Genomic DNA, 24,696 nt, shown 5'->3' with positions numbered 1-24,696 from the left:
GATGCACCGGTGCAGCGAGGGACGACGGCCGCCGCCATCCGTCGCTCGCTGCACCGGTGGGTCTACCTCCTGCTGGGTGGCGCGATCGGCCTGGCCGTCGGCGTAGTCTTCGCCTGGCCGGTCTCCCTGCTCTCGACCGCCGGGGTGCCCGTCCTCCTCCTCGTCCCGCTGGCCGGGCTGGTCCTCGCCGCACCCGTCGCCGCGATCGGCACCCTGGCCGAGGTCCGCTCCATCGAGGGCGCGGCCGTCGCCGGGCTGCTCACCGGACGTCCGCAGGAACGCCCGGGCCCCGCCACCACCCGGGCCCAGCGTGGACGCAGCGCCGTCCTGCTGGTGGCCCACGTCGCCGCCGGCTCGCTGGCCGGAGCCCTGCTGGTGATCGGCCTGCCGACCGCCGCCGTCGTCGCCGCGGCCCCCGACGGGCTGGGCGAGTCGATCCTCCCGGGCGTCTCGCCGCCCGAGGCGGTGCCTGCCCGGGTGGCCGTGGCCGCGGGGATCGCGGTGGTCTGCCTCGTCGGCGGGGAGCTGCTGGGACGCGCCATCGCGGCCCTCGCCCCGCGGCTGCTCGCCGATCCGGCCGCCGAGCGGCTCGCCGCGGCGGAAGCGTCGGTGTCACTGCTCGCCGGCCGCGACCGGCTGGCCCGCGAGCTGCACGACAGCGTCGGGCACGCACTCAGCCTGGCCAGCGTGCAGGCAGGGGCCGCGCGCCGGCTGCTCGCCCGCGACCCGGCAGCCGCCGAGCAGGCGATCCGCGCCACCGAGGACGCCGCCCGCCGGGCCATGGTCGACCTCGACCACGTGCTCGGGCTGCTCCGCGAGGACGAGGGCACCCCGGAGGACGTCGCCCCGGCGCCCGACCTCCGGGACCTCGAGCCGCTGGTCGCCGACGCCCGGGCAGCGGGCGTGCAGGTGTCGGTCGACGTCGCGGGAGACGTGAACGGGCTGCCCGCGGTCGTCTCCCGGGAGGCCTACCGGATCGTGCAGGAGGGCCTCACCAATGTTCTGCGTCACGCGCCTGGCGCAGCGGGCCGGCTCGAGGTGCGCGCCGGAGGCGGTGAGTTGCGGCTGCGCCTGACCAACACCGCCCGCGGCACCGTGCCCGCGGAGGCCCGCGGCGGCCGGGGGCTGGTCGGTGTGGAGGAGCGCGTCCGGGACCTGCGCGGCTCGATGCGCGCCGGCGCCGGGGACGACGGCTGCTGGCGGCTCGAGGTGCACCTGCCCGTGCACGCGCGCGGAGGGCATCGATGAGCCTGCGGGTGGCACTGGTCGACGACGAGCCGCTGATCCGCCGCGGGCTGGCCGCGGTCGTCGGCAGCGAGCCGGACATGGAGGTCGTCGGGGAGGCGGGGGACGGCGCCGACGTGCTCGACCTGGTCGGGCGCACCTCCCCCGACGTCGTCCTCATGGACGTGCGGATGCCGCGGATGGACGGCATCGCGGCCACGCGGGCGCTCGTGCGCGCGGGCTCGGCGGCCCGGGTTCTGGTGCTCACGACGTTCACCAACGACGACCACGTCTTCGAGGCGCTCGCGGCCGGCGCCGACGGGTTCCTGCTCAAGCGGTCCACGCCCGAGGAGATGCTGCACGGCATCCGCACGGTGGCCCGCGGCGAGTCCCTGCTCTTCCCCGAAGCCGTCCGGGAGCTGGCCCGCCGGCGAATCCGGTCGTCGGGCACCACGGACGATCCCGGCTTGGCCCGCCTCACCGCGCGCGAGCAGGAGGTGCTGCGGCTGATGGCCGCCGGCCTGAGCAACGCCGAGATGGCCGCCCAGTTGGTCGTCGGTGTCGAGACCGTGCGCAGCCACGTCGCCGCCGTCCTGGCCAAGACCGGGACCCGGGACCGCACGCAGGCCGTCGTCCTCGCCTATCGCTCCGGCTTCATGGCGGTGTGAGAGCCCGCGGCGCCCCGGCGGCGGGCGGCCTTCCGGTAGCCGGCGAGCAGGTGTGCGCCGAGCTCGGTGAGCTCCTCGCGCAGCCACTCCTCCGGCACGTCCGGCGGCGCGGCCAGCAGCGCCCCGGCCAGCGCCTGCAGGGTCGCCGCGCCCCACACGGTCCCCAGCGCATCGCCGTCCCCACCGAGCAGCCCCGCCTCGACCTGCCCGCGCAGCTTCGTGCCCTTCTCCACCAGGCCCGGTCGGCTCATGGCCGTGGCGTCCCGGGTCAGGTACGCCGCCACCCGGCGGTGCCGCAGCAGGTAGTCGACGTAGCCGGCGACCTCCACGCCCCGCCCGCGCCCGGACCGCGCGCCCGACTCCGCCAGCACGAGCAGCTCGTCGAACGCCGGCTCCACCAGCGCCAGCAGGATCTCGTCCTTGGTGTGGAAGTGGTAGTAGACGGCGGCCTTCGTGACGCCCAGCCGGTCGGCGATGTCCTGGAGGGAGGTCCCCTCGAAGCCGTGCTCGCTGAACAGGTCGAGCGCGGCGTCCAGCACCCGCTGCGCGCCGGCCGACCGGCCGCTGCCTGCGGTTCCCGCGCTCGTCACCGGCACAGCGTAGACACCGCCCTACGTGACACGACTCATCCCTCACCTAGCCGATCGGCTAGTAGCATGCTTGCCGATCGGCTAGGCGCCAGCGAGCCGACGACGCACCCTCGACCCCCGGAGCGCACACGTGGCCGTCCTCCTCCACCGTCTCGGACGCTGGGCCTTCCACCGCCGCAAGACCGTCCTCGTCGCCTGGGTGCTCGCCCTCCTCCTCCTGGGTGGCCTGGCCGGCGCCTTCAGCCGCGACGCCGACGCCCAGCTCTCCATCCCCGGCGTCGAGTCGGTCACCGCGATGGAGACGCTGCAGGAGCGCTTCCCCGGCGGCGGCGCCGGCGGGGCCACCGCCCGCATGGTCTTCGCCGCCCCCGAGGGCAGCGCGGTCACCGACCCCGAGCTCACCGCCGCCATCCAGCAGGCGGTCGCCGAGGCCGCCGAGGCCGAGCAGGTCGCCACGGCCACCGACCCGTTCCAGACCCAGGCCGTCTCCCCCGACGGCTCGGTCGCCTACGCCACGGTGACCTACGGCGTGCAGGTCGACGAGATCACCGACGACGCCCGCGCCGAGCTGATCGACGTCGCCGAGAGCGCCGAGGACGCCGGCCTGCGGGTCGAGCTCGGCGGCGAGGCCACCCAGGCCATCCCCGCCCAGGGCGCCGCCGAGGCGATCGGCGTTCTCGTCGCGATGGTCGTCCTCACGGTCACCTTCGGGTCGCTGCTGGCCGCCGGGCTGCCGCTGCTCACCGCGCTGATCGGCGTCGGCGTCGGGATGTCGGGCGTGCTGGCCCTCTCGGCGGTCGTCGACCTCACCAGCACCACCCCCACCCTCGGCCTGATGATCGGCCTGGCCGTCGGCATCGACTACGCGCTGTTCATCACCATCCGGCACAAGGAGCAGCTGGCCACCGGGATGCCGGCCCGGGAGTCCGCCGGGCGGGCGGTCGGCACCGCGGGCAGCGCGGTCGTCTTCGCCGGTCTGACGGTGATGATCGCCCTCGCCGGGCTCACCGTCGTCGGCATCCCCTTCCTCACCACCATGGGCCTGGTCGCCGCCGGCATGGTCGGCATCGCCGTGCTCGTCGCCCTGACGCTGGTCCCCGCCCTGCTCGGCTTCGCCGGCGACCGGTTCAACCGCTGGGCGGTGCCGGGGCTGCGCCGCCGCCAGGCCGCGCTCGCCACCAAGGAGTCGGCCGGCACCCGCTGGGCCCGCACGGTCACCCGCTACCCGATCGCCGTCCTGCTGGCCACCGTCGTGGGGCTCGGCGTCGTCGCCCTGCCGGCGCTCGACCTGCGCCTGGGGCTGCCCTCGGAGGGCGACCTGGGTGAGGAGACCACGCAGCGGCAGGCCTACGACCTGCTCGCCGAGGGCTTCGGCCCGGGCTTCAACGGCCCGCTCACCGTGGTCATCGACGCCACGGACGCCGACGACCCCCAGTCCGCGTTCGCCGAGACCGCGGCCGCCGTCGGCGAACTGGACGGGGTGGCCGCCGTCGCCCCGCCGGTGCCCAACCAGGCCGGGGACACCGCGATCCTCACCGTCGTCCCGGCCGAGGGGCCGACCGCGGCCGGCACCGAGGACCTCGTCGGCGACATCCGCGATCTGCGCCCCGACCTGGTCGAGAGCACCGGCTCGGAGCTGGCGGTCACCGGCAACACCGCCCTGGGCATCGACATCTCCGAGAAGCTCGCCGACGCGCTGCCGGTGTTCCTCGCCGTCGTCGTCGGGCTGGCGTTCCTGCTGCTGATGCTCGCCTTCCGCTCGATCCTGGTCCCGATCAAGGCGACGCTGGGCTTCCTGCTCAGCCTCGCCGCCACCTTCGGCGCGCTGGTCGCGGTCTTCCAGTGGGGCTGGCTGGCCGACCTGCTGGGCGTCGAGCAGACCGGGCCGGTGCTGAGCTTCCTGCCGATCCTGCTCATCGGCCTGCTGTTCGGCCTCGCCATGGACTACGAGGTGTTCCTGGTCAGCCGGATGCGCGAGGAGCACGTGCACGGCACCGAGCCGCGCGAGGCGGTGATCGGCGGCTTCCGCCACGGCGCCCGCGTGGTGACGGCGGCCGCGCTGATCATGGGCTCGGTGTTCGGCGGCTTCATCCTCGGCCACGACGCCACCATCAAGAGCATCGGCTTCGCGCTGGCGTTCGGTGTGCTGGTCGACGCCTTCGTCGTCCGGATGGCGCTCGTGCCGGCCGTGATGACGCTGCTGGGCAAGGCGGCCTGGTGGCTGCCGCGCTGGCTGGACCGGGCACTGCCCGACGTCGACATCGAGGGCGCGGCGCTCGAGCGGCGGGAGCCCGCGGCCCGTTCCGACGACGAGCTGGTGGCCGCTCGACGCTGAGCACCCGCACGCCGAGGGCCGTCTCCCCGACCGGGAGGCGGCCCTCGGATCGTTCCCGCGGGAACGAGCGGAACAGGACGGGGAGCACCGGCGCTGACGACGGCGGACGCCCGACGAAGGAGACCCCGCATGCCCAGGACCTGGTTCATCACCGGCGCATCCCGCGGCTTCGGCCGCGAGTGGTCGATCGCCGCCCTCGAACGCGGCGACTCGGTTGCCGCCACCGCCCGCGACACGGCCGGCCTCGACGACCTGGTGCAGCAGTTCGGCGACCAGATCCTGCCGATCCGGCTGGACGTGGACGACCGCGACGCCGCCTTCACCGCCGTGCGGCAGGCCCACGACCACTTCGGCGGACTCGACGTCGTCGTCAACAACGCCGGCTACGGCCAGTTCGGCATGGTCGAGGAGATCAGCGAGGCCGAGGCCCGCGCCCAGTTCGACACGAACGTCTTCGGCGCGCTGTTCGTCACGCAGGCCGCGCTGCCCCACCTGCGCGCGCAGGGCGCGGGACACATCCTGCAGGTCAGCAGCATCGGCGGGATCAGCGCGTTCCCCAACATCGGCATCTACAACGCCTCCAAGTGGGCGCTGGAGGGATTCAGCCAGTCGCTGGCCGCGGAGGTCGCCGACTTCGGCATCAAGGTGACGATCATCGAGCCCGGCGCCTACTCCACCGACTGGGGCGGCGCCTCGGCGAAGCACGCCACCCCGAACCCCGCCTACGACGCCTTCCGCGAGAAGGCCGCGGAGCAGCGCAGGGCCCGCGCCGGCAACCCGGGCGACCCGCTGGCCACCCGCGAGGCGGTGCTGCAGCTCGTCGACATGGAGAACCCGCCGCTGCGGATCTTCTTCGGCGACGGCCCGCTGGCGATCGCCACCCGCGACTACGAGTCCCGGCTCGCCGAGTGGCGCACCTGGGAGCCGCTCTCCAAGGCGGCCCACGGCCGCAAACCCTGACCACCGGCAGGGCCCGTCCTTACCCGGGCGGGCCCTGCCGCAGGGCGGCGGCCATCCGCTCGACGGCGACGTGCAGGCGGTCGGGGGACGTGGCGGCGTAGCCGAGCACCAGCCCGGGGTCGCCCGGGGTCAACCGGTGCCACGACAGCGGGTGGACGACGACGCCGGCGTCCCGCGCCGCCCCGGCCAGCGCGACGTCGTCGGCGTCCAGCCCCGGGAACGTGACCAGCAGGTGCAGCCCCGCCGCGATCCCCGCCACCCGGGCCCCCGGCAGGAACCGGCTCAGCGCCCCGAGGAGCGCGTCCCGTCGGGCCCGCTGCCGGGTCCGCACCAGCCGCAGGTGCCGGTCGTACGCCCCCGACCCCAGCAGCTCCGCGAGCACGAGCTGCGGCAGCGCCGGGCTGCCCAGGTCGCTGGCGTGCTTCGCCGCCACCAGGTCGGCATCCAGGTGCGACGGCGCGACCAGCCAGCCCAGCCGCATGCCCGGCGCCAGCGTCTTCGACGTGCTCCCGGTGTGCGCCACGTGCTCCGGCGCCGACGGCTGCAGCGCCGGCACCGGCGCCCGGTCGTAGCGGTGCTCGGCGTCGTAGTCGTCCTCGATCACCAGCCCGCCGTCGCGCGCCCACGCCAGCAGCTCCCGCCGCCGGTCCGGCGAGAGCACCACGCCCGTGGGGTACTGGTGCGCCGGCGTCACCATCACCGCCGGCACGGACGGCAGGGCGGAGACCACGAGGCCGTCGTCGTCCACCGGCACCCCGACCGGCCGGAGCCCCCAGTGCGCGAGCTCCTCCCGCGCGCCCCGCGACCCCGGGTCCTCCACCCCGATCGAGCCCGCCCCGCGAGAGCGCAGCGTCTGCGCCAGCAGCGCCAGCGCCTGCGCCACCCCGGCGACGACCAGGATCCGGTCCGGGTCGGTGCGCAGGCCGCGCGTGCGCCCCAGCCACCCGGCCAGCTCGCGCCGCAGCCGCGCGCTGCCCCGCGGATCGCCGTAGCCGAGGTCGGCCGCCGTCGCGTCGCGCAGCACCGCCCGCTCGGCCCGCAGCCACGCCGCCCGCGGGAACGCCGCGAGGTCGGGCACCCCCGGCGAGAGGTCGATCTCGCCCTCGGCGGCGGGGCGGTTGGTCGGCTGCGGCAGCCGGGCCGGGTCCGGGGGCGGCGGTGGCACGGGGGACGACGGCGACACGGGGGACGCCGACGGCAGCACCACGGTGCCCCGCCCGGTCCGCCCCTCGACCAGCCCCTCGTCGACCAGCCGCTGGTAGGCCTCGACCACCACCCCGCGGGCGATCCGCAGGTCGGCGGCGAGCGTCCGCGTCGGCGGCAGCCGGTCACCCGCCGCCAGCCGGCCGTCCAGCACCGCGGCTCGCACCGCGGACGTCAGCCAGTCGGTCATCCCGCGCGCCGGCGCACCCGCCGGGTCCAGGTGGAGGAAGTCCGTCCCCGGCATTGGTCCACTCCGCTCTGCAGTCATTGGCCCTACTGGATGGGCCAACGCGGTCCGAGCATGGCAGCCATGGCCGCGATCGTCGATGCACCCCCCGTCCGGCAGCCCGCCGCGCCCGCCGTCCTCGCCGGAACGGTGGCGATGGGCTTCGTCGGCAGCAGCGTCGCCATCTCCGCCGTCCTCACCGAGGCGCCGCTGTTCACCGCGCAGTCGCTGCGCTACGCCCTCGCCTGCCTGCTGCTGGTCGGCTTCGCCCGCTCGGCCGGGCGGCGGATCGTCCAGCCGCAGGGTGCCGAGTGGGCCTGGCTGCTCGGGATCGTCGTCACCGGGATGGTGCTGTTCAACGTGGCGCTTGTGCGGGGCTCGGCGCACGCCGAGCCGGCCGTCCTCGGCGTGGCCGTCGCCTCCGTGCCGGTGCTGCTCGCCGTCGTCGGCCCGCTGCTGGAGGGCCGCCGGCCGCGCGGCCGGGTGCTCGGTGCCGCCGCCATCGTCACGGTGGGCGCCGGACTGGTGCAGGGACTCGGCCGCAGCGACGCCGAGGGGCTGGCCTGGGCGGTCGTCGTCCTGGTCTGCGAGGCCGGGTTCACGCTGCTCGCCGTGCCGTTGCTCGCCCGGCACGGGGCGTGGGGCGTCTCGGTGCACACCACCTGGCTCGCGGCCGCCGTCTTCGGCCTTCTCGGCCTGGTCACCGAGGGGCCGGCCGCAGCGCTCCGCCTGACCGGCACGCAGCTGGCCGCCGTCGGCTACCTGGCCGTGGGGATGACCGCCGTCGCCTTCGTGCTCTGGTACTCCGCCGTCGGCCGGCTCGGCAGCGCGCGGGCCGGGCTGCTCACCGGCGTCGCCCCGGTCGCCGCCGCCGGGGTCGGCGTCGCCATGGGCGACCCGGCGCCGGGGCCGGTCGTGTGGCTGGGCATCACCGTGGTCACCGCCGGACTGGCCCTGGGGCTGACCGGGCACGCCCGACCACCCGTCAGCGGCGGCGCTCCATGATGTGGCCGGTCGCGGTGAACGCCTCGTTGCCGACCAGCGCGCCGGTCTTCGTCTCCACCAGCGTGAAGCCTTCCCGCTCGTAGAGCCGCCGCGCCGGGTTGCCGTCCAGCACCGTCACCTCGACGCGCTCGATCCCGAGACCGTCGGCATGCGCCAGGAGGTGCCGGACCAGCGCCCGGCCGATCCCGCGGTTCTGGACGTCGGGATGCACGTACAGCCACGTGAGCTCGTCGTCGGCGAAGGCGACGAACCCGACGACGGCGTCGTCCACGACGGCCACCCAGACCTGGTCGTCGAACAGCCCCTCGTCCTCCGCGGTGGCCGCCAGGTCCTTGAACGCCTCCACGCCCACGGTCGCGGCCAGCTCCTGCCACCGCGCCGCGTCGTGCGCCGCCGCGATCGCCGCCCAGTCCTCGCGGCGGTAGTTCCGGATCGTCACCTCGGTGGCCATGGCAGGAACCCTGGTGATCATCCGGCGCGCCTGTCCAGCGAATTGGCGTCCGCCGGGGCGGCGTTCCCCGCGGGAACGCCGGGCGCCCGGCGTGAAGCGGCCCGACCTCAGTCCAGGACCGCGGTGGCCTCCATCTCGACCAGGAAGTCGGGATCGAAGAGGACCGAGACCCCGATCATCGAGGCCGGCGCGGCCGAGGCGACGCCCAGCGTCGCCGCCGCCCGGGACAGGCCTTCCATGAAGGCGGGCATCTTCTCCAGGCTCCAGTCGACGACGTAGACGGTCAGCCTGGCGACGTCGGCGAAGGTCCCCCCGGCCGCGGCCAGGGCGGTGCCGACGTTGAGGAACGCCTGCTCGACCTGGGCCGCGAAGTCGCCCACGCCGACCTTCTCGCCCGTGGCGTCGACGGCGACCTGGCCGGCGACGAACACCAGCCGCGAGCCGGTCGCGACCGCGACCTGGTGGTAGACGTCGGGCGTCGGCAGCCCGCTCGGGTTCAGCAGGGTGATGGCCATGCTCACTCCTCGCTCGTGGCGCCCGGAGCATCCGGGCCGGTCGAAACATAGCAGCGTTATGCCATGTACGGTCCCCCTGTGGCTCGCCCGAAGGACCCGGCGGTCCGCATCCAGCTGATCGAACGGGCCGCCGTCATGCTGCGGTCCCGCGAACCGATCACCCTGCGCTCCCTGGTGGCCGGGACCGGCGTGTCGACGATGGCCGTCTACACCCACTTCGGCGGCATGGAGGGCCTGTGGCAGGCGCTCCGCCAGGAGGGCTTCACCCGGCTGGACGCCCGCCTGGCGACGGTGCCGACGTCGGCCGACCCGGTGCGCGACCTGACCGCCCTGGCGGCGGCCTACCTGGACCACGCCCTCACCCACCCCGACCTGTACCGCGTGATGTTCGACGCGAGCGTCGACCTGGAGGACCTCCCGGCGGCCGACGCCACCCTCGAGCACCTGGTCCGGGCCGCCCACCGGGGCCGGGACGCCGGCCGCTTCCGCGCCGATGTCGACCCCCTCGAGCTGGCCGTCCAGAGCTGGACCATCGGCCATGGGCTGGTCTCGCTGGTCGCCACCGGCCCGCTGCCGCGCGAGGCCCTCGACCACGGGCGCTTCCTGCTCGGCGCGCTGTTCACCGCCAGCGGGGACGAGCCCGCGCGCTGTCGCGCCTCGATCCAGCAGGGCTGGCACCGGCCGGCCCCGGACGACGAGCAGCCGCGCCCCGCCTGACGCGGGCAGCACCGAACGCGCCGGCCCCGCCCCGACAACCGGTCGGGGCGGGGCCGGCGCACCAGGGACCCGGCAGCATCCGTCAGCCGACGGGACGCCGCCGAGTGAGCAGGTGGCCGACCACCGAGGTGACGACCACCCAGCCGACCAGCACCAGGACGGGCCGCACCTCCGGCGACCCCGTGGCCAGCGACATGGTGGCGCTGGTGGGGTCCAGCCACTCGGCCACGTCGGCGCTCCACAGCCGCACGATCGGCAGCGCCCCGAGCACCAGCAGGTACACCCCGGTCAGCGCGGCCGCGCTGTTGCCGACGGCAGCACCCAGGCCGGCGCCGGTCACCGCGAACACCGCGCCGGCCCCGATCACGGCGAGCACGGCCCGCCCGGCGCCGTCCCACGACGCCGTCTCGGGAACGATGCCCAGCAGCACGAGCACTGACAGGGCCGCACCCACCGCGGCCAGCACCACCCCGAGCAACGCCAGCGCACCCGTCTTGGCGGCCAGCACCCGGCCGCGGTGCGGCACGAGCAGGAATGTCGTCTCCGCGGTCCGATGGGTCCACTCTCCCGCGGTCGACAGCACCCCCAGCGCGAGCAGCAGCATGCCGGTCATCACGCCGACCGCGCCGAGCGGCCCGTCGACGAACGGGAACTCCTCCCCCGCCGCGATGCCCATGAGGGCCATCGCGGCCGGGCCGACCAAGGCCGCGGCGACGGCGAGCGCCTTGCCGGACCGGGTGGACAGGGACTTGCGGATCTCCAGCGCCGTCAGCGCCGGCAGTGACGGAGCGGTCCGGCGCACCGAACTGCGGACATGGGAGTGCGGGTCGAGGGTCAGGACGTCGGTCATCTCGGGTTCCTCCGAAGGGTGCGGTCGGGCGATCAGGAAGCGTGGGTGAGCTGGAAGAACAGGGCCTCGAGGTCGCGCTGGACCGGTCGCAGGTCGGTCAGCACGTGGCCACCGGAAGCGGCGACCGCCCCGACGTCCGCGACATCGGCGCCGGTCACCACCAGTGCCCCGCCGTCCCCGGGTTCCACGTGGAACCCGGCCGCCGTCAAGGCGGTCGCGAAGGCCGCGGCGTCCCGGGCCCGGACGACGACGCCCTCCCCGGCGAGCAGGGTGGCGACCGGACCGTCGGCGACGATCCGCCCGCGGTCGATCACCAGCAGCCGGTCGACGGTGTGCTCGACCTCGCCCAGCAGGTGCGAGGAGAGCAGCACGGTGCCGCCCCGGGCAGCGTGCCCGCGCAGCAGGTCGCGCATCCACCGGATGCCCTCCGGGTCCAGCCCGTTGGCCGGCTCGTCGAACACGAGCACCGGCGGATCGGCCAGCAGCGCGCCGGCGATGCCGAGCCGCTGCCGCATGCCGAGGGAGTAGCCGCCGATCCGCCGCCCGGCCGCGTGGCCCAGCCCGACCAGGCCCAGCACCTCGTCCACCCGCGAGCCCGGCACCCCGATCACCGCGGCCAGCAGCCGCAGGTGGGTCGCCCCGGTGCGTCCCGGGTGCACGGCCGAGGCGTCGAGCAGGGTGCCCATGACGGCGCCCGGGTTGGCCAGGTCGGCGTAGGGGTGACCGTCCACGGTCGCCGTTCCGGCGGTCGCCGGCACGAGGCCGGTCAGCATCCGCATCGTGGTGGTCTTGCCGGCGCCGTTCGGGCCGAGGAAGCCGGTCACCGAGCCGGGCTCCAGGGTGAAGGAGACGTCGTCGACGACGGTCTGGTCGCCGTACCTCTTGGTCAAGCCGCTGACCGCGATCATGGGAACCTCCGGGTTGTGGGGACGGCACAAACCTGCCGAGAAGGCCCTGGTCTGCGCGTCGGCCGCAGGCCTCGACCTCGGACGACGGACGATGCGACCTCGTCATCCGAAAGTTGACGCCGGCGATCCACTCCCGGGCGACCCACCGGCCGGTCCAGCCGAAATACGCTCTGCCGCATGAGGCTGCGGGAGCGACTGTGGCCCGGCCTGAACCGCAGCGGCGTCGCCCTCGAGTTCACGCTGGCCCTGCTGTCCCTGGTCTCGGTCGCCCTCGCGACGGGCGACGACACCGGTGTGCTACCGCCCCCGGTGCTGTTCCCGGCCGGCGCCGCGCTCGCCGTGCTCCTGCTCCTGCGCCGCCGGCGGGCCCCGCTGCTGGTCTTCCTGACCAGTGCGCTGGTGACGGCGCTGGCGCCCGCGGTCGCCACCGCGCTGTCGGTCTCCGCCTACGCGGTCGGCCGCTACGAAGGCCGCCTGCAGCGCCGGCTCGTGGCCGCCCTCGTCGGGACGATCGCCGTGGTGCGGCCCTGGACGGGGGAGCCGCTCGTGGAGCTCGCCGTGATGCTCGCCGTCGCCGCGCTCGTCCTGCTGCTCCCCGGCGTGATCGGCGCCTGGGTGCGCGCCCGCGAGGAACTGCTGCTCGTCCTCCGCGACCGGGCCGAGAAGGCGGAGACCGAGCGGGAGCTGCTGGCGCGCGACGCCGTCCTCACCGAGCGGACACGCATCGCCCGCGAGATGCACGACGCCGTCGGCCACCGGGTGAGCCTCATGGTGCTGCAGGCGGGCGCCATCGAGATGGCCGCCCGCGATCCCGAGCGCGTGGAGCAGCTGGCCGACCAGGTGCAGACCGCCGGCCGGCGGGCCCTGGAGGAGCTGCGCCAGATGGTCGGGGTGCTCCGGGCCGAGGAGGTCGACGAGGCCGCGCCGCTCGGCCCGCAACCGGGTCTGGAGGACCTGCCCCGCCTGATCGCCCAGGCCACCGAGGCGGGCATGGCCGTGGAGCTCGCCGGCCCGCCCGAGGTCACGGAAGCCATCGACCCCGCCGTCGGCCGGGCCGCTTACCGGATCGTGCAGGAGGCGCTCACCAACGCCGGCAAGCACGCGCCCGGGTCGCACGTGCGAGTGGCCGTCGAGCGGCCGGACGGACAGCTCGTCGTGCGCGTGGTCAACGGATCGCCGGCGCGACCCGCCGGGGACGTTCCCGGTGGCGGATACGGCCTGGTGGGGTTGGCTGAGCGGGTGCGCACCCTCGGCGGCGGGTTGACGGCCGGACCCCGGCTGGACGGCGGCTTCGCGATCGAGGCGGTGCTGCCGGCATGAGTGAACAGGGGCGGGAGCTGGCCGGGAACGAGATCAGCCGTCCGGTCCGAGTGGTGCTGGTCGACGACGAGGAGCTGGTGCGGTTCGGCCTGCGGACCGTGCTGGAGTCGGCCGGCGGGTTCGAGGTGGTCGGCGAGGCAGCGGACGGCGCGGCGGGCGTCCGGGCGGCCCGCGAGCTGCGGCCCGACGTCGTCCTGACCGACATCCGCATGCCCGTGCTGGACGGGCTGGAGGCGACCAAGCGGATCCTGGCACTGTCGGATCCGCCACAGGTCGCCGTCCTCACGACCTTCCACCTCGACGAGTACGTGTACGCGGCGCTCGCGGCCGGCGCCGCCGGCTTCCTGCTCAAGGACACTCCGCCGCGGCAGATCGCCGCCGCGGTGCGTGCCGTCGCCGACGGCACCGCGACCCTCTCCCCCAAGGTGACCGCCGCACTCATCGACTCCTACGTCGACCGCCGCGCCGCGCCGCGCCGGGCCGAGGCGCTCAACCGGGTCGGGACGCTCTCCGACCGCGAGCGGGAGGTGCTTGCGCTACTGGGCACCGGCGAGCCCAACGCCGAGCTGGCCCGTCGGCTGTTCGTCAGCGAGGCGACGGTGAAGACCTACGTCTCCCGGCTGCTCACCAAGCTGGACCTGACCAACCGCACCCAGGCCGCGATCCTCGCCCACGAGGCCGGCCTGCTGGAGGGCTGAGCCTGTGCAGTGAGGTAATCGTGTAGTAGCTTCACGACATGTCCTCGGACGTGCGGGTCTTCGACCGCCTGCTCGAGATCGCGCTCCTCGTGCAGGACGACATGGCGCGCGAGCTGGAACCGGCCGGGCTCACCCCGGCCCGCACCCACCTCCTCTGGGAGGTGCACAGCCGCGGCCCGTCCAGCCAGCGCGCGCTGGCGACGGCGCTCGGCGTCACCCCGCGGAACATCACCGGCCTGGTCGACGCGCTGGAGGAGCGCGGGTACGTCCGCCGCGAGCCCCACCCCACCGACCGGCGGATCACGCTGGTGACCCTCACCGAGCTGGGCGCCCGGGCAACCGGGCAGATGGACGCCGACCACCGCCGGATGGCTGCGCACCTGGTGGCCGGCTTCGACGCCGACCGGCTGGAGCGGTTCCGCACCGACCTGGACACCATCGCCGCCCGGCTGCACGAGCTGATGAACCCGGGAGCCCGGTCGTGACCGCCCCCGAACGGCACACGGGCCGGCAGCGCCTCCGGTACCTGGGGACGCGCGCGGTCCAGCTGGAGGTCGGGGTCTGGCAGAGCCTCTCCCGGTTCGCGCTGCGCCGCCCCCGGGTGCCGGCCGGGGCGACCGCCTTTCCCTACCACCGGGTGGTGCTGCCGGTGATCATCACGTTCATCGTGGTGTCCGCGATCGAGCTGGTCGCCGTCGACGTCCTCACCCAGCGCTGGCCGCTGGTCCGCTACCCCCTGCTCGCGCTCGGCATCTGGGGCCTGGTGTGGATGTTCGGCTACCTCGCGGGGCTGGTCACCCGGCCGCACGCCGTGGGCCCGGAGGGCATCACCGTCCGGTTCTCGACCGACGTCGACCTCCAGGTGCCGTGGGACGTGATCGGCTCCGTGGCCCGGCGGTCGCGGACGCGGCCGGAGAAGGCGCCGCGGTTCGCCCGGGGTGACGACGGCGCGGCCACCCTCCAGCTGTGGATGCACGACCAGACGAACGTCGACATCGTGCTCGACCGGCCCGTCGTCGTCCGCCTGCCGGAGCTCACCGGCGAGGTGCGCACCGTCCGGCTGTTCGCCGACGACCCGGTGGCGTTCCTGGCCGAGGTGCGCCGGCAGCGCCCCTCCGTCGCCGGGCCCCCGGGGCGGGCTCCGCGGACCGCCTGAGCGGTTCCGGCCGGGCGGCTCAGGGACCGAGGAGCCGCCGGGTCTGCCGACCGCGGGCGACGAGCGAACCGTCCTCGGCCCGCAGCTCCACGTCGTCGACGGCTGCGTCGTCGTCGCACCAGACCGTGCGCTGGTCGACCCGCACCCACGCCCCGGGCGCCGGCGCCGGACCCGCCAGGTGCGCGGTCAGCTCGACCGTGGGCATCGCCGCCGGCACGGTGCGGACGGCGAACAGCGACGGCGGCAGCGCGTCGAGGAGCACGCCCAGCTGCACCAGCGGCTCCAGCTCCCCGCCCCGGATGCGCACCCAGGCGTGCAGCCGGGGCTCGGTGCCGCCGGCCAGCGGTCGCGACGCGTCCAGCGCCCGGATCTCGGTGTGCTCGGCGACCGGCACGTACTCGCGCGGCAGCTCGAACGGAACGCCGTCGACGACCAGCGGCAGCTCCACCGGCGGCCAGTGCTCGACGCCCGGGGACGCCGGTCGCGCGAGGGTGAGCACCTGCGCCACCGCCCGCAGGGCGCCGTCCTGCGCCAGCTCGCTGCGCACGCTCCCGGTGCGGCCGAGCCGGTCGGCCGTCGCCGCGACCACCGCCTCGACGTCGGCGGCGACCCCGCCGAGCAGGTGCGCGGTCACCGCGCGGGGCGGCGCCCCGGCGAGCTCGGCGGCGGCGGCGAGCAGGTGGCCGACGACCAGGCCGCCCTGCGTGTGGGTGAACGACCGCCAGCTGGGGTCGAAGACGAGCCGGCGGCCGGTGGCGAGGGTCATGGGGTCCTCTCGGCGGAACTGTGGTTCGACTTCCGAACCGACTGGGCCGGGACGCTACACCAGTTGGTTCGGTATGCGAACCTGGTGCCATGACGACGCGACTGGACGAGCTCCCGGGCCGGCGTTGCTCCATCGCGGGCGCACTCGACGTCGTCGGTGACCGATGGGCACTGCTCGTCGTGCGCGAGGTGTCGCTGGGTGCGCACCGGTTCAGCGAGATCCTGCGCGGCACCGGCGCGCCGAGGGAACGGCTGGCCGCCCGGCTGACCGCCCTGGTGGACGCCGGGGTGCTGGAGCGGCGGGAGTACAGCCGGAACCCGCCGCGCTCGGACTACCACCTGACCCGAGCGGGCCGCGACCTGCTGCCGGTGCTGCAGGCGCTCATGCAGTGGGGCGACCGCCACGTCGCCGACGCGCCCCCGGCCGAGCTGCGCCACCACGGGCACCGCATCACCGCCTCGTGGGTGTGCGACGTCTGCGGCGAGCCGGTGGGCGCCGGGACCGAGCGCCACGTCCCCGACGGCTCCGAGCCCGGGCACGGGCCGCTACCGGCCCCGTAGCCTCCGCCCCGTGGACGAGACGACGACGCACCGGCGGCCGCACCGGCTCCGCGAGGTGGCCGCCACCCGCCGCGGCTACGTCCTCGCCTGGTGGGGGTTCACCGCGACGTTCGTGCTGCTGCGCCTGCTCACCTGGCTCATCCACATCGACGTCGACATCGCCGGCCTCGGTGACGTCGAGGTTGGCGGGGTCCACCTGCACCACTACGTCTGGGGCATCCTGCTGCTGGCGCTGATCGGGTTCCTGGGCCTGGGCGACCGCAGCCCGAAGGTGCGCAGCGCGATGGGGCTGGGCTACGGCATCGGGCTGGCCCTGGTCGTCGACGAGGCGGCGCTGCTGATCCAGCTCGAGGACGTCTACTGGGACACCTTCGGCTGGGTCAGCGTCGGGATCGCCGTCGCCCTCATCGGCCTCGCGGGCAGCGTGCTGGCGCTCACCCGGTCCCCGCGCCAGCCCGGCACCTGAGCACCCGGTCGGCCGACCGCCCCCGGGGCCGGCCCGCCGGCGAGGTCAGCGGCCGTCCGGCGGGTGCTCCGCGCGCCACTCGTCGAAGGCGGCCAGGAACGACTCGGCCATCCGCTGCTCGGTCACGAGCTGCTCGCGGTCCCGCTCGTCGACCATCCGCTCGCTCAGCGCCATCGTGTTGAACCGGATCGCGCGGAAGTACGGGATGAACGACGAGGGCTTGAACGCCCGCTTCGACGGCTGCGGCTCCACGCCCTCCGGCGCCCACTCCACCACGGGCACCGGGTCGAGCCCGAGCTCCTCGACCGCGGCGAGCACGGGCTCGTCGTCGGTCCGGTCGGTGAAGTCCCGGGACAGCTCGTGGAACACCCCCCGCCCGTCCGGCGCCACCGCGACGACGACCGGCCGGAAGATCGAGGCGTCCTCGTCCCACGCGCCGAGCGGCTTGGCCAGGCGCTCGCCGCCCGGGTCGCTGACCCAGCGGAACGGCAGGTGCCAGGTGCGGTTCATCGCCAGCTGCACCTCCGGCGGATCGACGGAGGCGAGCACCACCTCGGCGCCGGCGTCGGCGAGGCGGGACAGGGACCGGGCCAGGCGGACCGCCTGGGCGCAGCAGTAGGGCTACCAGTCGCCCCGCAGGCCGACGAGCACGAGGGCGGCGCGCTCGTCGGCGCGCAGGGCCAGGAGGTCGGTGGCGTCCATGCACCGAGGCTACGGAGGCCCGGCGCCGCCCGCAGGGTCGCGCCGCGGCCGGGGGCCGGCTCCAGCGGCCCGCCGGTGCGCCACCCCGTGCTGCGGCGCTGGAGCCGGCGGCGGCGGATCGACGCGCTGTGTGCGGTCTCCCGGCGCGGGACCGACGCCCTCCTCGACGTCCCCACCGGCTGACCGCTCAGTTCCCGGTGCTCCCCCGGTCTGCCCTGCGCCTGCGCAGACGCCGACCACGAGGAGAACCATGCCGAAGCGCCCCCGGGTGGCGATGCTCGCCGCCGTCGCCGCCGAGCGGCTCGACCTGTGCGACGACCTCGAGACCCTCGACGAGCGCGATTGGGCCACCCCCTCGCTCTGCCGGGGCTGGACGGTGCACCACGTCCTCGCCCACCTGACGCTCGCCCACCGCCAGACGCTGCGCGCCACGCTGGCCCACGCGGTGCTCGCCCGCGGCGACTTCGACCGCACGGAGCTGATGTGGGCGCACGAGATCTCGGCCGAGCACCCCCCGGCCGAGCTGATCGCCCTGCTCAGGGCCACCGCCGCCGTCGACCACCGGGTGCCGTTGAGCTCGCCCCTCGACCCGCTCACCGACGTCCTCGTGCACGGCCAGGACATCGCCCGCCCGCTCGGGCTGCGCCGGGCGATGCGCCCCGACCGGGTCGTCCCCGCCCTCGACCACGTGTGGCGCAGCGGGTTCTACGGCCGCCCCGAGCGAAGGTTCGCCGGGCTGCGGTTCGTGGCGACCGACGTCGACTGGGCCGCCGGCGCGGGCTGCCGGGAGGTGCACGGCCCCGTGGGCGATCTGCTGCTCCTGGCGACCGGCCGGCCGGCCGCGCTGGACGCGCTCAGCGGCCCGGGTCTGGCCGAGGCCGCCGAGCGGGTGCTCGATGGCGCGCGCACCGCCGCCTGACCGGTTCGGCCGGATGTGCGCGCACCGATCCCTCCGGGCGGCGGAGACGACGGTTCGTGCACACATCGGGCCGCGGGGGCGCGCTCAGGGCAGCCGGCCGGTCGCCGCCAGCTCGACCGCGGTCAGCACCTCCCACCGGACCGCGGTGCTGCCCGGCCGGATCAGCCGCCAGTAGCGGGCGAAGCGGCGCCGGGTCACGGCGTCGGTCGACGACACCCGGGTCTCCGAGCTGAGCTCCGTGCCGCTGCCCCGGGGCGTCAGCCGGAAGTCGATCGCCGCCTTGACCCAGCCGCGCTGCGTGAAGCGGCGGAACTCCTCCGCGTCGAGCACCGGCCCGTCGTCGCCGCCGTCCAGCCGCCAGGGCTGCAGCGCACCACCGAACACCACCGACCGCGGCTCGTCCGATGCCAGCAGGGGCACGGGCAGCGCGTCGAGGAAGGGCCGGTCGTGCAGCTGCCCGACGCCGCGCCCGGCCAGCACCACCGGCAGGAACCGCGCGGCGCTCAGCACCAGCGTCACCGGCAGCCCGGAGAGCCGGACGGCGTGCAGCGCGTCCCAGACGGCGGCCGGCTCCGCGGCGATCCAGCGCGCCTGCCGGGTGACGTGCTCCGGCCGCGGCAGGACGTCGTCGAGCTCCATCAGCCCAGTGCGTCGTAGACGGCCCGCACGTAGGCCTCGCTGCGGGGCGAGCCGATCAGGCCGCTGCCCATCTTGTTCATCATGTAGGTGATCGTCAGCCGCCGGTCGAGGTCCATCACCGCCAGCGAGCCGCCCCAGCCGCCCCAGAAGCAGGTCCGGCCCGCCGGCACGTACGGCACGGTCGGCGAGCCCAGGCAGAAGCCCGTCCCCCACCGGAACGGCGCGCCGAGCACCAGGTCCACGCCGTCGGCCTGCACCTCGAACACCTTGTCCACCGTCTCGGGGGACAGCAGCCGCACTCCGCCGGCCTCGCCGCCCAGCGAGAGGATCCGCAGCACCCGCAGAACGCCGCGGGCGTTGGAGTGCCCGTTGAGCGCGCCGAGGTCCGCGGCCCGCCACTGCGGGGAGTTGGCCGCCTTGGCCGACGCCGTCGGGCCGGTGAAGGTCTTCACCGCGACCGACTCGGGGTCGAGGGTGCGCGGATCGACGTCCGGGGGCGGCGGGGGCACCACCGGCGCGATGCGGGTCACCTCCGACTCCCGCGCGCCGATCTGGAAGTCCGCGCCCAGCGGGTCGGCGATGGTGTCGGCCACGAACTTCTTGAACGTCGTGTTCGTGATCCGCCGGATCACCTCGCCGACCAGGTGCCCCTGGTTGTTGGCGTGGTAGCCCGCCGCCGTCCCGGGCTCCCACCACGGCCGCTGCTGCGCCAGCCGCTCGGTGGCCGAGGGCCAGTCGTACATGTCGCGGATCGAGAAGGGCTGCTCCCAGCCGGAGACGCCGGAGGTGTGCGACAGCAGCTGCCGCACCCGCACGTCCTTCTTCCCCTTCGCGCAGAACTCCGGCCAGTAGTCGCCCACCGGAGCGTCGAGGTCCAGCTCGCCGCGGTCGGCGAGGATCAGCGCGGCCAGCGCGACCACGCACTTCGTCGTCGACCAGACGTTGACGATCGTGTGCTCCGACCACGGCAGGGTGCGGGCCTCGTCGCGGTAGCCGCCCCACAGGTCGACGACGGTGTCACCGTCCAGGTCGACGGCGACCGAGGCGCCGAGCTCCTCGCCGTCCAGCTGCTGCGCCAGCGCCTCGCGCACTCCCGCGAACCGCTCGTCGCACCTGCCGTGGACCTCGGCCATGAACCCTCCTCGTCGTGGGCGACGCCGTCGTCGCGACCGGAACGGATCATGGACACACTTCCTCGCCCGGCCCTCGTCCGCCACCCCGCCGGCCACGCCCGGGACGCCTGGCGCCTGTTGGTGGAATGCTCAACTACATCCTCTGGTTGCCGGGTCCGACGGATCGACCAGCACGGAGGAGACGACATGGCACGGATCGGTGTGTTCGGTGGCACGGGCTACGCGGGTGGGCACCTGGTGGCCGAGGCCGCGGGGCGGGGCCACGCAGTGACGTCCTACAGCCGCAGCCTCCCCGACCAGAGGGTGGACGGCGCGACCTACGTGCAGGGCTCGCTGCTGGACGCGGCCACCCGCCGCGCGGCGTTGGAGAGCTCCGACGTCGTCGTGGTCGCCGTCGCCCCCCGCGGGGACATGGCCGGCGCTGTTCGCGGTGGCGTGGCCGCGCTCGCCGCCGAGGCCGAGCAGGCCGGCGTCCGCCTGGGCGTGATCGGCGGTGCCGGCTCGCTGCAGGTGACCGAGGGCGGACCGCGCCTGTTCGACACCCCCGGGTTCCCCGCCGAGTACCGCCCGGAGAGCCTCGAGATGGCCGCGGTCCTCGACGACCTGGTGGCGACCGACGGGCTGGACTGGTTCTACGTGTGCCCGCCCGCGGCGTTCGGGGCCTTCGCCCCCGGCGAGCCCCGGGGCACCTACCGCGTGGGCGGCGACGTGCTGCTCACCGACGACCAGGGCGAGTCGTTCATCGGCGGCGCCGACTTCGCGCGTGCCCTGGTCGACGAGATCGACCGGCCGGCCCACCGGCGGGCGCGGTTCACCGTCGCCTACTGACCCGCGGCTGCCGGCGGGCGACGTCCCAGCGGCGATGCAGAGCTCCGGCTTCGCCACCCGGCACGGGCTGCTGAAGGCGCTCAGCCGGGAGGGGGGGCGCGCCGCTGGACGCGTTGCTCGCCGCCCCGGAGGCCGGGATCGCGCGCCTCCCCGGCGCCGCGGCCTGAGTCCACAGGTGCCGGCGACGGGCCCCCGCGGCCGCCGCGCTCCGGCATGATCACCCGCCAGGAGGTGCGGACGTGTTCAGGTGGTCGGCGCGACGGCGGGACGAGGAGCCGGAGATCCCCGGCATGGTGTCGGACGGGCGGCGGCGGCGCACCCGCGAGCGGTCACGAGCGGTCGCCGGCCCCGAGCCTGCAGCGGTGCGGGAACCCTTGCTCATCGCCGCCCACGAGGACCACTGGCTCCTCGACATCGTCGACGGCGAGTTCGTCGACGACGCGGGCACCGACTGGGGGCAGCTGGACGGCCGCGCCTGCTCCGACCAGCTGCTGCGGTGGTTCGACGCCGGGCTGCTCGAGCTGCGCGACGACAGCGCAACGCCGGCAAGGCACCCGGAGCGACGGCGCATCAGCGATCTGCCGCTGCTGCCGCCCGACGCCGCGCGGGAGCTGCTGAGCCGGCCTGACGTGTGGCTCGAGGAGGGCCCCGGCGCGTACACCACCCTGGCCCCCACCGAGCTCGGCCGCAGCACACCCGCCGGCTCCTGGCCCTGAGCCGGCCCGGCGGGGGGTTCCACGTGGAACCCCCCGCCGTCCGCTCACTCCGGCAGCGTCAGGTCCCCGGTCGCCAGTCCGCCCACCCGCCGGTAGGCGGCCATCACGGCGCCGGTCGTCGTCACCGTCGACGACACCAGCCGCCAGGTGCGCGGCGCGGCACCACCCGGGAACAGCCGCTTGCCCTCACCGACCACGACCGGGAACGTGATCAGCCGGAGCTCGTCCACGAGGTCCTCCTGCAACAGCGTGTGCACCAGCCCCGCCGAGCCGTGCACCTGCAGCTCACCGCCGTCCCGGTTCGTGAGATCCCGCACGGCCGACGGCACATCGCCGTCGAGCAACCGCGCGGTGTCCCAGTCCAGCGAGGTCAAGGTCCGCGACGCCACGTGCTTGGTCTTCGTGTTGAGCGCCGTGCCGACCGGGTCGCCTTCCGTGGGCACCTTCGGCCAGTGCGCGGCGAAGATCTCGTAGGTGCCACGGCCCAGGAGGAAGTCCTCGGCCGGGGCGAACCACGCCTCCATCTGGGCGCCCATGTCCTCGTCGAAGAACGGCACGAGCCAGCCACCGTGGCGGAAGCCCCCCGACGGGTCCTCGCCCAGCCCTCCGGGTGCCTGCATGACCCCGTCGAGGGTCAGGAACGTGGTGACGACGAGCGGGCGCATGGGGTGCTCCTTGCGTGAGTGGGTTCGCGGGTTGGACACCCGCCGCCCGCGGAACTCATCGCCGCCGGCTCACCACTGCCGCGGCGCCCGCCGCCGCTGGGAGCTCTTCGCGCCGTACATGGCGCGGTCGGCGCGGGCGACGACGTCGTCGGCCGGCTCCCCCGGGCGCCCGATCGCCGCCCCGACGCTCACCCCGATCCGCAGCGGCCCGTCCGGGCCGGGAAAGGGCGCACCCAGCCGGATGACCACGCGACGTGCCAGGTCGGCCAGCGTCGCCTCGTTGCCGGCCGGGCACACGATCACGAACTCGTCGCCACCGAAGCGCGCCACCAGGTGCTCGGCGCCGGCCACCTCGACCAGCCGCGTCGCCGCCTCGACGAGCAAGCGGTCGCCCACGCCGTGCCCGTACTCGTCGTTGACCGTCTTGAAGTCGTCGAGGTCACAGAAGAGCAGCCCGCACCCGCCCGTCTGCAGCCGCAGGCCCAGCACGTCGAACAGCGCCCCGCGGTTGGCCACGCCGGTGAGCAGGTCGGTGCGGGTCTGCTCGTGCAGCCGCGCCTCCCGGGCCCGCTCCTCGGTGACGTCGAGCCCGACGCAGGCGATCGCGTAGGGCTGCCCCTCGTCGTCCAGGAGGACGGTGTTGCGCATGGTCACCCGCCGCAGTCCGCCCCGGGCGTCGATCCAGTCGGCCTCCTGCGGGTAGGCCTTCCCGCTGGCCATCGCCCGCCGCACGGCCTCCTCGGCGTGCGGCACGTCGTCGGGGATGACCCACACGTCCCAGAACCGGCGCCCCAACAGGTCCTCACCCGTGCGGCCGGTGAAGCGCTGCAGCGCGGGGTTGGAGAGCAGGATGCGGCCCTCGCCGTCGACGATGCACAGCAGCGCGTCGACCGCCTGCACGAACGCGTGCGCCAACCGGGTCTCCGACGCAGCCGGGCTCGCACCGACCAGCGGAGCCGAGCCCTCCTGCGCCGACATCCGTACGCGCTCCTGCCACTCATCGGACGAGCTGGTTCCGCGCCCGGGGCGGTGACCATACGGCGCGAGGGACCCCTCCGGTCCCGTTCCTGACCTGCCCCGACACCCCGTGTTGCCTAACGTGGGCCGCGCAACCGCAGAATCCAGGGGGAAGGAAGTCCGCATGCTGTCCGACAGGTCCGCACCCGTCGTCCAGGCCACGCTGCCGGCCGTCGCGGAGAACATCCAGGAGATCGCGCGCCGGTTCTACGCGCACTTGTTCGGAGAGCACCCGGAGCTGTTCGACGGCACGTTCAACCGCGGCAACCAGGCCGAGGGCACCCAGCAGGTCGCGCTGGCCGGCTCCGTCGCGGTGTTCGCCAGCGCGCTGGTGAACCACCCCGACCGGCTCCCCGAGCACCTGATGAGCCGGATCGCGCACAAGCACACCTCGCTGGGGATCAAGCCCGAGCAGTACCAGGTGGTCCACGACCACCTCTTCTGGGCCATCGCCGACGTCCTGGGCGACGCCGTCACGCCCGAGGTGGCCGCCGCCTGGGACGAGGTCTACTGGCTGATGGCCAACGCGCTGATCAACCAGGAGCGCGGCCTCTACAGCGCCCGCGGGGTGCGGCCCGAGACCGTCTGGCGGCAGTGGGAGGTCGCGGAGAAGGCCCGCGAGACCGACGACGTCGTCACCTTCCGGGTCCGGCGGGTCGACGACCGGCTGGTGAAGAGCTCCCTGCCGGGCCAGTACGTGACGGTGCGGCCGATCATGCCCGACGGCGTCCGCCAGCCCCGGCAGTACAGCCTGACCCGCGCCGACGACGGCGAGCACCGCCAGTTCTCCGTCAAGCGGGTGCACGGCGGCGGCAAGCCCGACGGCGAGGTCTCCAACCTGCTGCACGACTCGATCGGCGTGGGCGACCGGCTGGAGCTGTCGGTGCCGTTCGGCGACGTCGTCCTCGACGACTCCGGGCGGCCGGTGGTCTTCGTCAGCGCCGGCATCGGCATCACCCCGATGGCCGGGATGCTCTCGCACCTCGCCCACGCCGGCTCCGGCCTCGACGTCCGGCTGTGGCACGCCGACGTGGACGAGGCCTCCTGGGCGCTGCGGCAGCAGGTGCTCGGCGACGTGGCGACGCTGCCCAACGCCTCGGCTCACGTCTGGTTTGAGCGGGGCGCCGAGTGCTCGCTGCCGGTCGACGGCGTGCACGCCGGGCAGATGGACCTGTCGCAGGTCGACCTGCCGTGGGGCGCCGTCTACTACCTGTGCGGACCGCTGCCGTTCATGCAGGCCGTGCGGAGCACGCTCCTCGACCGCGGCATCCCGGCGCAGGACATCCAGTACGAGGTGTTCGGCCCCGACCTGTGGCAGGCCGACCTGGACTGAGGGGCGCGGGGGGGGGGGGGGGGGGGGGGGGGGGGGGGGGGGGGGGGGGGGGGGGGGGGGGGGGGGGGGGGGGGGGGGGGGGGGGCGGGGGGGCGGGGCGGTTGTGAGGTGGATTTGCGGGCTGGT

General features: G+C 75.1%; 27 protein-coding genes and 1 pseudogene. 16 read left to right on the top strand and 12 right to left on the bottom strand.

Going from position 1 to position 24,696, the window contains the following annotated elements; all coding sequences use genetic code 11:
• Nucleotides 1-9: 9 nt before the first annotated feature.
• Together ACI799_RS19030 and ACI799_RS19025 are read left to right on the top strand one after the other, a co-directional pair.
• Nucleotides 10-1,248, top strand: coding sequence for a histidine kinase (locus ACI799_RS19030; RefSeq protein ID WP_456600480.1), 1,239 nt, complete (start codon nt 10-12; stop codon nt 1,246-1,248).
• Complete coding sequence (locus ACI799_RS19025) at nt 1,245-1,892, top strand: response regulator (protein ID WP_456613694.1); 648 nt, start codon at nt 1,245-1,247, stop codon at nt 1,890-1,892. Before ACI799_RS19030 ends, ACI799_RS19025 begins: the two co-directional genes overlap by 4 nt.
• On the opposite strand, the gene ACI799_RS19020 is transcribed toward ACI799_RS19025, so the two are convergent.
• Nucleotides 1,865-2,482 (bottom strand): TetR/AcrR family transcriptional regulator, encoded by a 618-nt coding sequence (locus tag ACI799_RS19020; protein WP_456591099.1) that lies wholly within the window; start codon nt 2,480-2,482, stop codon nt 1,865-1,867. The two genes, ACI799_RS19025 and ACI799_RS19020, sit on opposite strands and share 28 nt — an antisense overlap.
• 130 nt (nt 2,483-2,612) lie before the next feature.
• Here ACI799_RS19020 and ACI799_RS19015 point away from each other — a divergent pair, with 130 nt between their 5' ends.
• Together ACI799_RS19015 and ACI799_RS19010 are read left to right on the top strand one after the other, a co-directional pair.
• Nucleotides 2,613-4,817 carry an MMPL family transporter gene (locus tag ACI799_RS19015; RefSeq protein ID WP_456613693.1) on the top strand — a complete coding sequence of 735 codons (2,205 nt, stop codon included), beginning with the start codon at nt 2,613-2,615 and terminating at the stop codon, nt 4,815-4,817.
• Between the two features lie 129 nt (nt 4,818-4,946).
• Nucleotides 4,947-5,777 (top strand): SDR family oxidoreductase, encoded by an 831-nt coding sequence (locus ACI799_RS19010; RefSeq protein ID WP_456613692.1) that lies wholly within the window; start codon nt 4,947-4,949, stop codon nt 5,775-5,777.
• Nucleotides 5,778-5,796: 19 nt separating this feature from the next.
• Here the strand turns inward: ACI799_RS19010 and pdxR are convergent, their stop codons facing one another.
• A complete protein-coding gene (gene pdxR / locus ACI799_RS19005; protein WP_456613691.1) occupies nt 5,797-7,224 on the bottom strand; it encodes a MocR-like pyridoxine biosynthesis transcription factor PdxR in 1,428 nt (475 codons plus the stop codon).
• A 66-nt stretch (nt 7,225-7,290) separates the two neighbouring features.
• Here pdxR and ACI799_RS19000 point away from each other — a divergent pair, with 66 nt between their 5' ends.
• Nucleotides 7,291-8,211 carry a DMT family transporter gene (locus tag ACI799_RS19000; RefSeq protein ID WP_456591103.1) on the top strand — a complete coding sequence of 307 codons (921 nt, stop codon included), beginning with the start codon at nt 7,291-7,293 and terminating at the stop codon, nt 8,209-8,211.
• Here ACI799_RS19000 and ACI799_RS18995 read toward each other — a convergent pair.
• Nucleotides 8,192-8,662: a GNAT family N-acetyltransferase gene (locus ACI799_RS18995; RefSeq protein WP_456600475.1), complete on the bottom strand. Its 471-nt coding sequence runs from the start codon at nt 8,660-8,662 to the stop codon at nt 8,192-8,194. The genes ACI799_RS19000 and ACI799_RS18995 overlap by 20 nt on opposite strands.
• 107 nt (nt 8,663-8,769) lie before the next feature.
• A complete protein-coding gene (locus ACI799_RS18990) occupies nt 8,770-9,177 on the bottom strand; it encodes a RidA family protein (protein WP_456591105.1) in 408 nt (135 codons plus the stop codon).
• Nucleotides 9,178-9,255: 78 nt separating this feature from the next.
• On the opposite strand from ACI799_RS18990, the gene ACI799_RS18985 reads away from it, so the two are divergent.
• Nucleotides 9,256-9,894 carry a TetR/AcrR family transcriptional regulator gene (locus ACI799_RS18985; RefSeq protein WP_456591106.1) on the top strand — a complete coding sequence of 213 codons (639 nt, stop codon included), beginning with the start codon at nt 9,256-9,258 and terminating at the stop codon, nt 9,892-9,894.
• Nucleotides 9,895-9,976: 82 nt separating this feature from the next.
• Here the strand turns inward: ACI799_RS18985 and ACI799_RS18980 are convergent, their stop codons facing one another.
• On the bottom strand, nt 9,977-10,744 hold the full coding sequence (locus ACI799_RS18980) for a hypothetical protein (RefSeq protein WP_456591107.1): 768 nt from the start codon (nt 10,742-10,744) through the stop codon (nt 9,977-9,979).
• A gap of 32 nt (nt 10,745-10,776) precedes the next feature.
• On the bottom strand, nt 10,777-11,652 hold the full coding sequence (locus ACI799_RS18975; protein WP_456591108.1) for an ABC transporter ATP-binding protein: 876 nt from the start codon (nt 11,650-11,652) through the stop codon (nt 10,777-10,779).
• Nucleotides 11,653-11,829: 177 nt separating this feature from the next.
• Between ACI799_RS18975 and ACI799_RS18970 the strand changes: the two genes are divergently transcribed.
• Genes ACI799_RS18970 through ACI799_RS18955 form a run of 4 tightly spaced genes read left to right on the top strand, consistent with a single transcriptional unit; the run spans nt 11,830 to nt 14,826 of the window.
• Nucleotides 11,830-12,972: a sensor histidine kinase gene (locus tag ACI799_RS18970; protein ID WP_456613690.1), complete on the top strand. Its 1,143-nt coding sequence runs from the start codon at nt 11,830-11,832 to the stop codon at nt 12,970-12,972.
• Entirely contained in the window at nt 12,969-13,670 is a 702-nt protein-coding gene (locus ACI799_RS18965) for a response regulator transcription factor (protein WP_456613689.1), read from the top strand. Before ACI799_RS18970 ends, ACI799_RS18965 begins: the two co-directional genes overlap by 4 nt.
• A 38-nt stretch (nt 13,671-13,708) precedes the next feature.
• On the top strand, nt 13,709-14,155 hold the full coding sequence (locus ACI799_RS18960; RefSeq protein ID WP_456613688.1) for a MarR family winged helix-turn-helix transcriptional regulator: 447 nt from the start codon (nt 13,709-13,711) through the stop codon (nt 14,153-14,155).
• Complete coding sequence (locus tag ACI799_RS18955; RefSeq protein ID WP_456613687.1) at nt 14,152-14,826, top strand: hypothetical protein; 675 nt, start codon at nt 14,152-14,154, stop codon at nt 14,824-14,826. The genes ACI799_RS18960 and ACI799_RS18955 overlap by 4 nt, the downstream gene beginning before the upstream one ends.
• Before the next feature lie 19 nt (nt 14,827-14,845).
• Here the strand turns inward: ACI799_RS18955 and ACI799_RS18950 are convergent, their stop codons facing one another.
• Nucleotides 14,846-15,592, bottom strand: a complete 747-nt coding sequence (locus ACI799_RS18950) for a thioesterase family protein (protein WP_456591113.1) — start codon at nt 15,590-15,592, stop codon at nt 14,846-14,848.
• Nucleotides 15,593-15,681: 89 nt separating this feature from the next.
• Between ACI799_RS18950 and ACI799_RS18945 the strand changes: the two genes are divergently transcribed.
• Nucleotides 15,682-16,152, top strand: a complete 471-nt coding sequence (locus tag ACI799_RS18945; protein ID WP_456591114.1) for a winged helix-turn-helix transcriptional regulator — start codon at nt 15,682-15,684, stop codon at nt 16,150-16,152.
• Between the two features lie 10 nt (nt 16,153-16,162).
• Entirely contained in the window at nt 16,163-16,618 is a 456-nt protein-coding gene (locus ACI799_RS18940; protein ID WP_456591115.1) for a hypothetical protein, read from the top strand.
• 45 nt (nt 16,619-16,663) lie between these two features.
• Here ACI799_RS18940 and ACI799_RS18935 read toward each other — a convergent pair.
• Nucleotides 16,664-17,227, bottom strand: a pseudogene (locus ACI799_RS18935) (peroxiredoxin family protein); the annotation flags it as partial.
• 343 nt (nt 17,228-17,570) lie between these two features.
• On the opposite strand from ACI799_RS18935, the gene ACI799_RS18930 reads away from it, so the two are divergent.
• Nucleotides 17,571-18,239 carry a maleylpyruvate isomerase family mycothiol-dependent enzyme gene (locus ACI799_RS18930; protein WP_456613686.1) on the top strand — a complete coding sequence of 223 codons (669 nt, stop codon included), beginning with the start codon at nt 17,571-17,573 and terminating at the stop codon, nt 18,237-18,239.
• Nucleotides 18,240-18,323: 84 nt separating this feature from the next.
• On the opposite strand, the gene ACI799_RS18925 is transcribed toward ACI799_RS18930, so the two are convergent.
• Both ACI799_RS18925 and ACI799_RS18920 read right to left on the bottom strand, forming a co-directional pair.
• Nucleotides 18,324-18,878, bottom strand: coding sequence for a hypothetical protein (locus tag ACI799_RS18925; RefSeq protein WP_456613685.1), 555 nt, complete (start codon nt 18,876-18,878; stop codon nt 18,324-18,326).
• Complete coding sequence (locus tag ACI799_RS18920; RefSeq protein WP_456591118.1) at nt 18,878-20,011, bottom strand: serine hydrolase domain-containing protein; 1,134 nt, start codon at nt 20,009-20,011, stop codon at nt 18,878-18,880. The genes ACI799_RS18925 and ACI799_RS18920 overlap by 1 nt, the downstream gene beginning before the upstream one ends.
• Nucleotides 20,012-20,197: 186 nt before the next feature.
• Here ACI799_RS18920 and ACI799_RS18915 point away from each other — a divergent pair, with 186 nt between their 5' ends.
• Together ACI799_RS18915 and ACI799_RS18910 are read left to right on the top strand one after the other, a co-directional pair.
• The gene (locus tag ACI799_RS18915) at nt 20,198-20,839 is read left to right on the top strand and encodes an NAD(P)-dependent oxidoreductase (RefSeq protein ID WP_456600656.1); all 642 of its coding nucleotides are present in this window, start codon (nt 20,198-20,200) and stop codon (nt 20,837-20,839) included.
• A gap of 239 nt (nt 20,840-21,078) precedes the next feature.
• The gene (locus ACI799_RS18910; protein ID WP_456613684.1) at nt 21,079-21,555 is read left to right on the top strand and encodes a hypothetical protein; all 477 of its coding nucleotides are present in this window, start codon (nt 21,079-21,081) and stop codon (nt 21,553-21,555) included.
• 44 nt (nt 21,556-21,599) lie between these two features.
• On the opposite strand, the gene ACI799_RS18905 is transcribed toward ACI799_RS18910, so the two are convergent.
• Together ACI799_RS18905 and ACI799_RS18900 are read right to left on the bottom strand one after the other, a co-directional pair.
• A complete protein-coding gene (locus ACI799_RS18905; protein WP_456613683.1) occupies nt 21,600-22,220 on the bottom strand; it encodes a dihydrofolate reductase family protein in 621 nt (206 codons plus the stop codon).
• A 69-nt stretch (nt 22,221-22,289) separates the two neighbouring features.
• Nucleotides 22,290-23,198, bottom strand: a complete 909-nt coding sequence (locus ACI799_RS18900) for a GGDEF domain-containing protein (RefSeq protein WP_456600654.1) — start codon at nt 23,196-23,198, stop codon at nt 22,290-22,292.
• 163 nt (nt 23,199-23,361) lie between these two features.
• On the opposite strand from ACI799_RS18900, the gene ACI799_RS18895 reads away from it, so the two are divergent.
• Complete coding sequence (locus ACI799_RS18895; protein WP_456591123.1) at nt 23,362-24,570, top strand: globin domain-containing protein; 1,209 nt, start codon at nt 23,362-23,364, stop codon at nt 24,568-24,570.
• The last annotated feature ends 126 nt before the right edge of the window (nt 24,571-24,696 follow it).

This window comes from Blastococcus sp. SYSU DS0753 (assembly GCF_054051175.1).
Note: the sequence above shows the minus strand (reverse complement) of the source record. Positions and strands in the feature narration are given on the sequence as shown.

Excerpts from the sequence above, each read along its gene's own strand:
- ACI799_RS19025 (WP_456613694.1), top strand. The coding sequence starts at position 1,245 with ATGAGCCTGCGGGTGGCACTGGTCGACGACGAGCCGCTGATCCGCCGC.
- ACI799_RS19010 (WP_456613692.1), top strand. The coding sequence starts at position 4,947 with ATGCCCAGGACCTGGTTCATCACCGGCGCATCCCGCGGCTTCGGCCGC.
- pdxR (WP_456613691.1), bottom strand. The coding sequence starts at position 7,224 with ATGCCGGGGACGGACTTCCTCCACCTGGACCCGGCGGGTGCGCCGGCG.
- ACI799_RS19000 (WP_456591103.1), top strand. The coding sequence starts at position 7,291 with ATGGCCGCGATCGTCGATGCACCCCCCGTCCGGCAGCCCGCCGCGCCC.
- ACI799_RS18995 (WP_456600475.1), bottom strand. The coding sequence starts at position 8,662 with ATGGCCACCGAGGTGACGATCCGGAACTACCGCCGCGAGGACTGGGCG.
- ACI799_RS18990 (WP_456591105.1), bottom strand. The coding sequence starts at position 9,177 with ATGGCCATCACCCTGCTGAACCCGAGCGGGCTGCCGACGCCCGACGTC.
- ACI799_RS18980 (WP_456591107.1), bottom strand. The coding sequence starts at position 10,744 with ATGACCGACGTCCTGACCCTCGACCCGCACTCCCATGTCCGCAGTTCG.
- ACI799_RS18975 (WP_456591108.1), bottom strand. The coding sequence starts at position 11,652 with ATGATCGCGGTCAGCGGCTTGACCAAGAGGTACGGCGACCAGACCGTC.
- ACI799_RS18970 (WP_456613690.1), top strand. The coding sequence starts at position 11,830 with ATGAGGCTGCGGGAGCGACTGTGGCCCGGCCTGAACCGCAGCGGCGTC.
- ACI799_RS18965 (WP_456613689.1), top strand. The coding sequence starts at position 12,969 with ATGAGTGAACAGGGGCGGGAGCTGGCCGGGAACGAGATCAGCCGTCCG.
- ACI799_RS18960 (WP_456613688.1), top strand. The coding sequence starts at position 13,709 with ATGTCCTCGGACGTGCGGGTCTTCGACCGCCTGCTCGAGATCGCGCTC.
- ACI799_RS18950 (WP_456591113.1), bottom strand. The coding sequence starts at position 15,592 with ATGACCCTCGCCACCGGCCGCCGGCTCGTCTTCGACCCCAGCTGGCGG.
- ACI799_RS18945 (WP_456591114.1), top strand. The coding sequence starts at position 15,682 with ATGACGACGCGACTGGACGAGCTCCCGGGCCGGCGTTGCTCCATCGCG.
- ACI799_RS18930 (WP_456613686.1), top strand. The coding sequence starts at position 17,571 with ATGCCGAAGCGCCCCCGGGTGGCGATGCTCGCCGCCGTCGCCGCCGAG.
- ACI799_RS18925 (WP_456613685.1), bottom strand. The coding sequence starts at position 18,878 with ATGGAGCTCGACGACGTCCTGCCGCGGCCGGAGCACGTCACCCGGCAG.
- ACI799_RS18920 (WP_456591118.1), bottom strand. The coding sequence starts at position 20,011 with ATGGCCGAGGTCCACGGCAGGTGCGACGAGCGGTTCGCGGGAGTGCGC.
- ACI799_RS18915 (WP_456600656.1), top strand. The coding sequence starts at position 20,198 with ATGGCACGGATCGGTGTGTTCGGTGGCACGGGCTACGCGGGTGGGCAC.
- ACI799_RS18905 (WP_456613683.1), bottom strand. The coding sequence starts at position 22,220 with ATGCGCCCGCTCGTCGTCACCACGTTCCTGACCCTCGACGGGGTCATG.
- ACI799_RS18900 (WP_456600654.1), bottom strand. The coding sequence starts at position 23,198 with ATGTCGGCGCAGGAGGGCTCGGCTCCGCTGGTCGGTGCGAGCCCGGCT.
- ACI799_RS18895 (WP_456591123.1), top strand. The coding sequence starts at position 23,362 with ATGCTGTCCGACAGGTCCGCACCCGTCGTCCAGGCCACGCTGCCGGCC.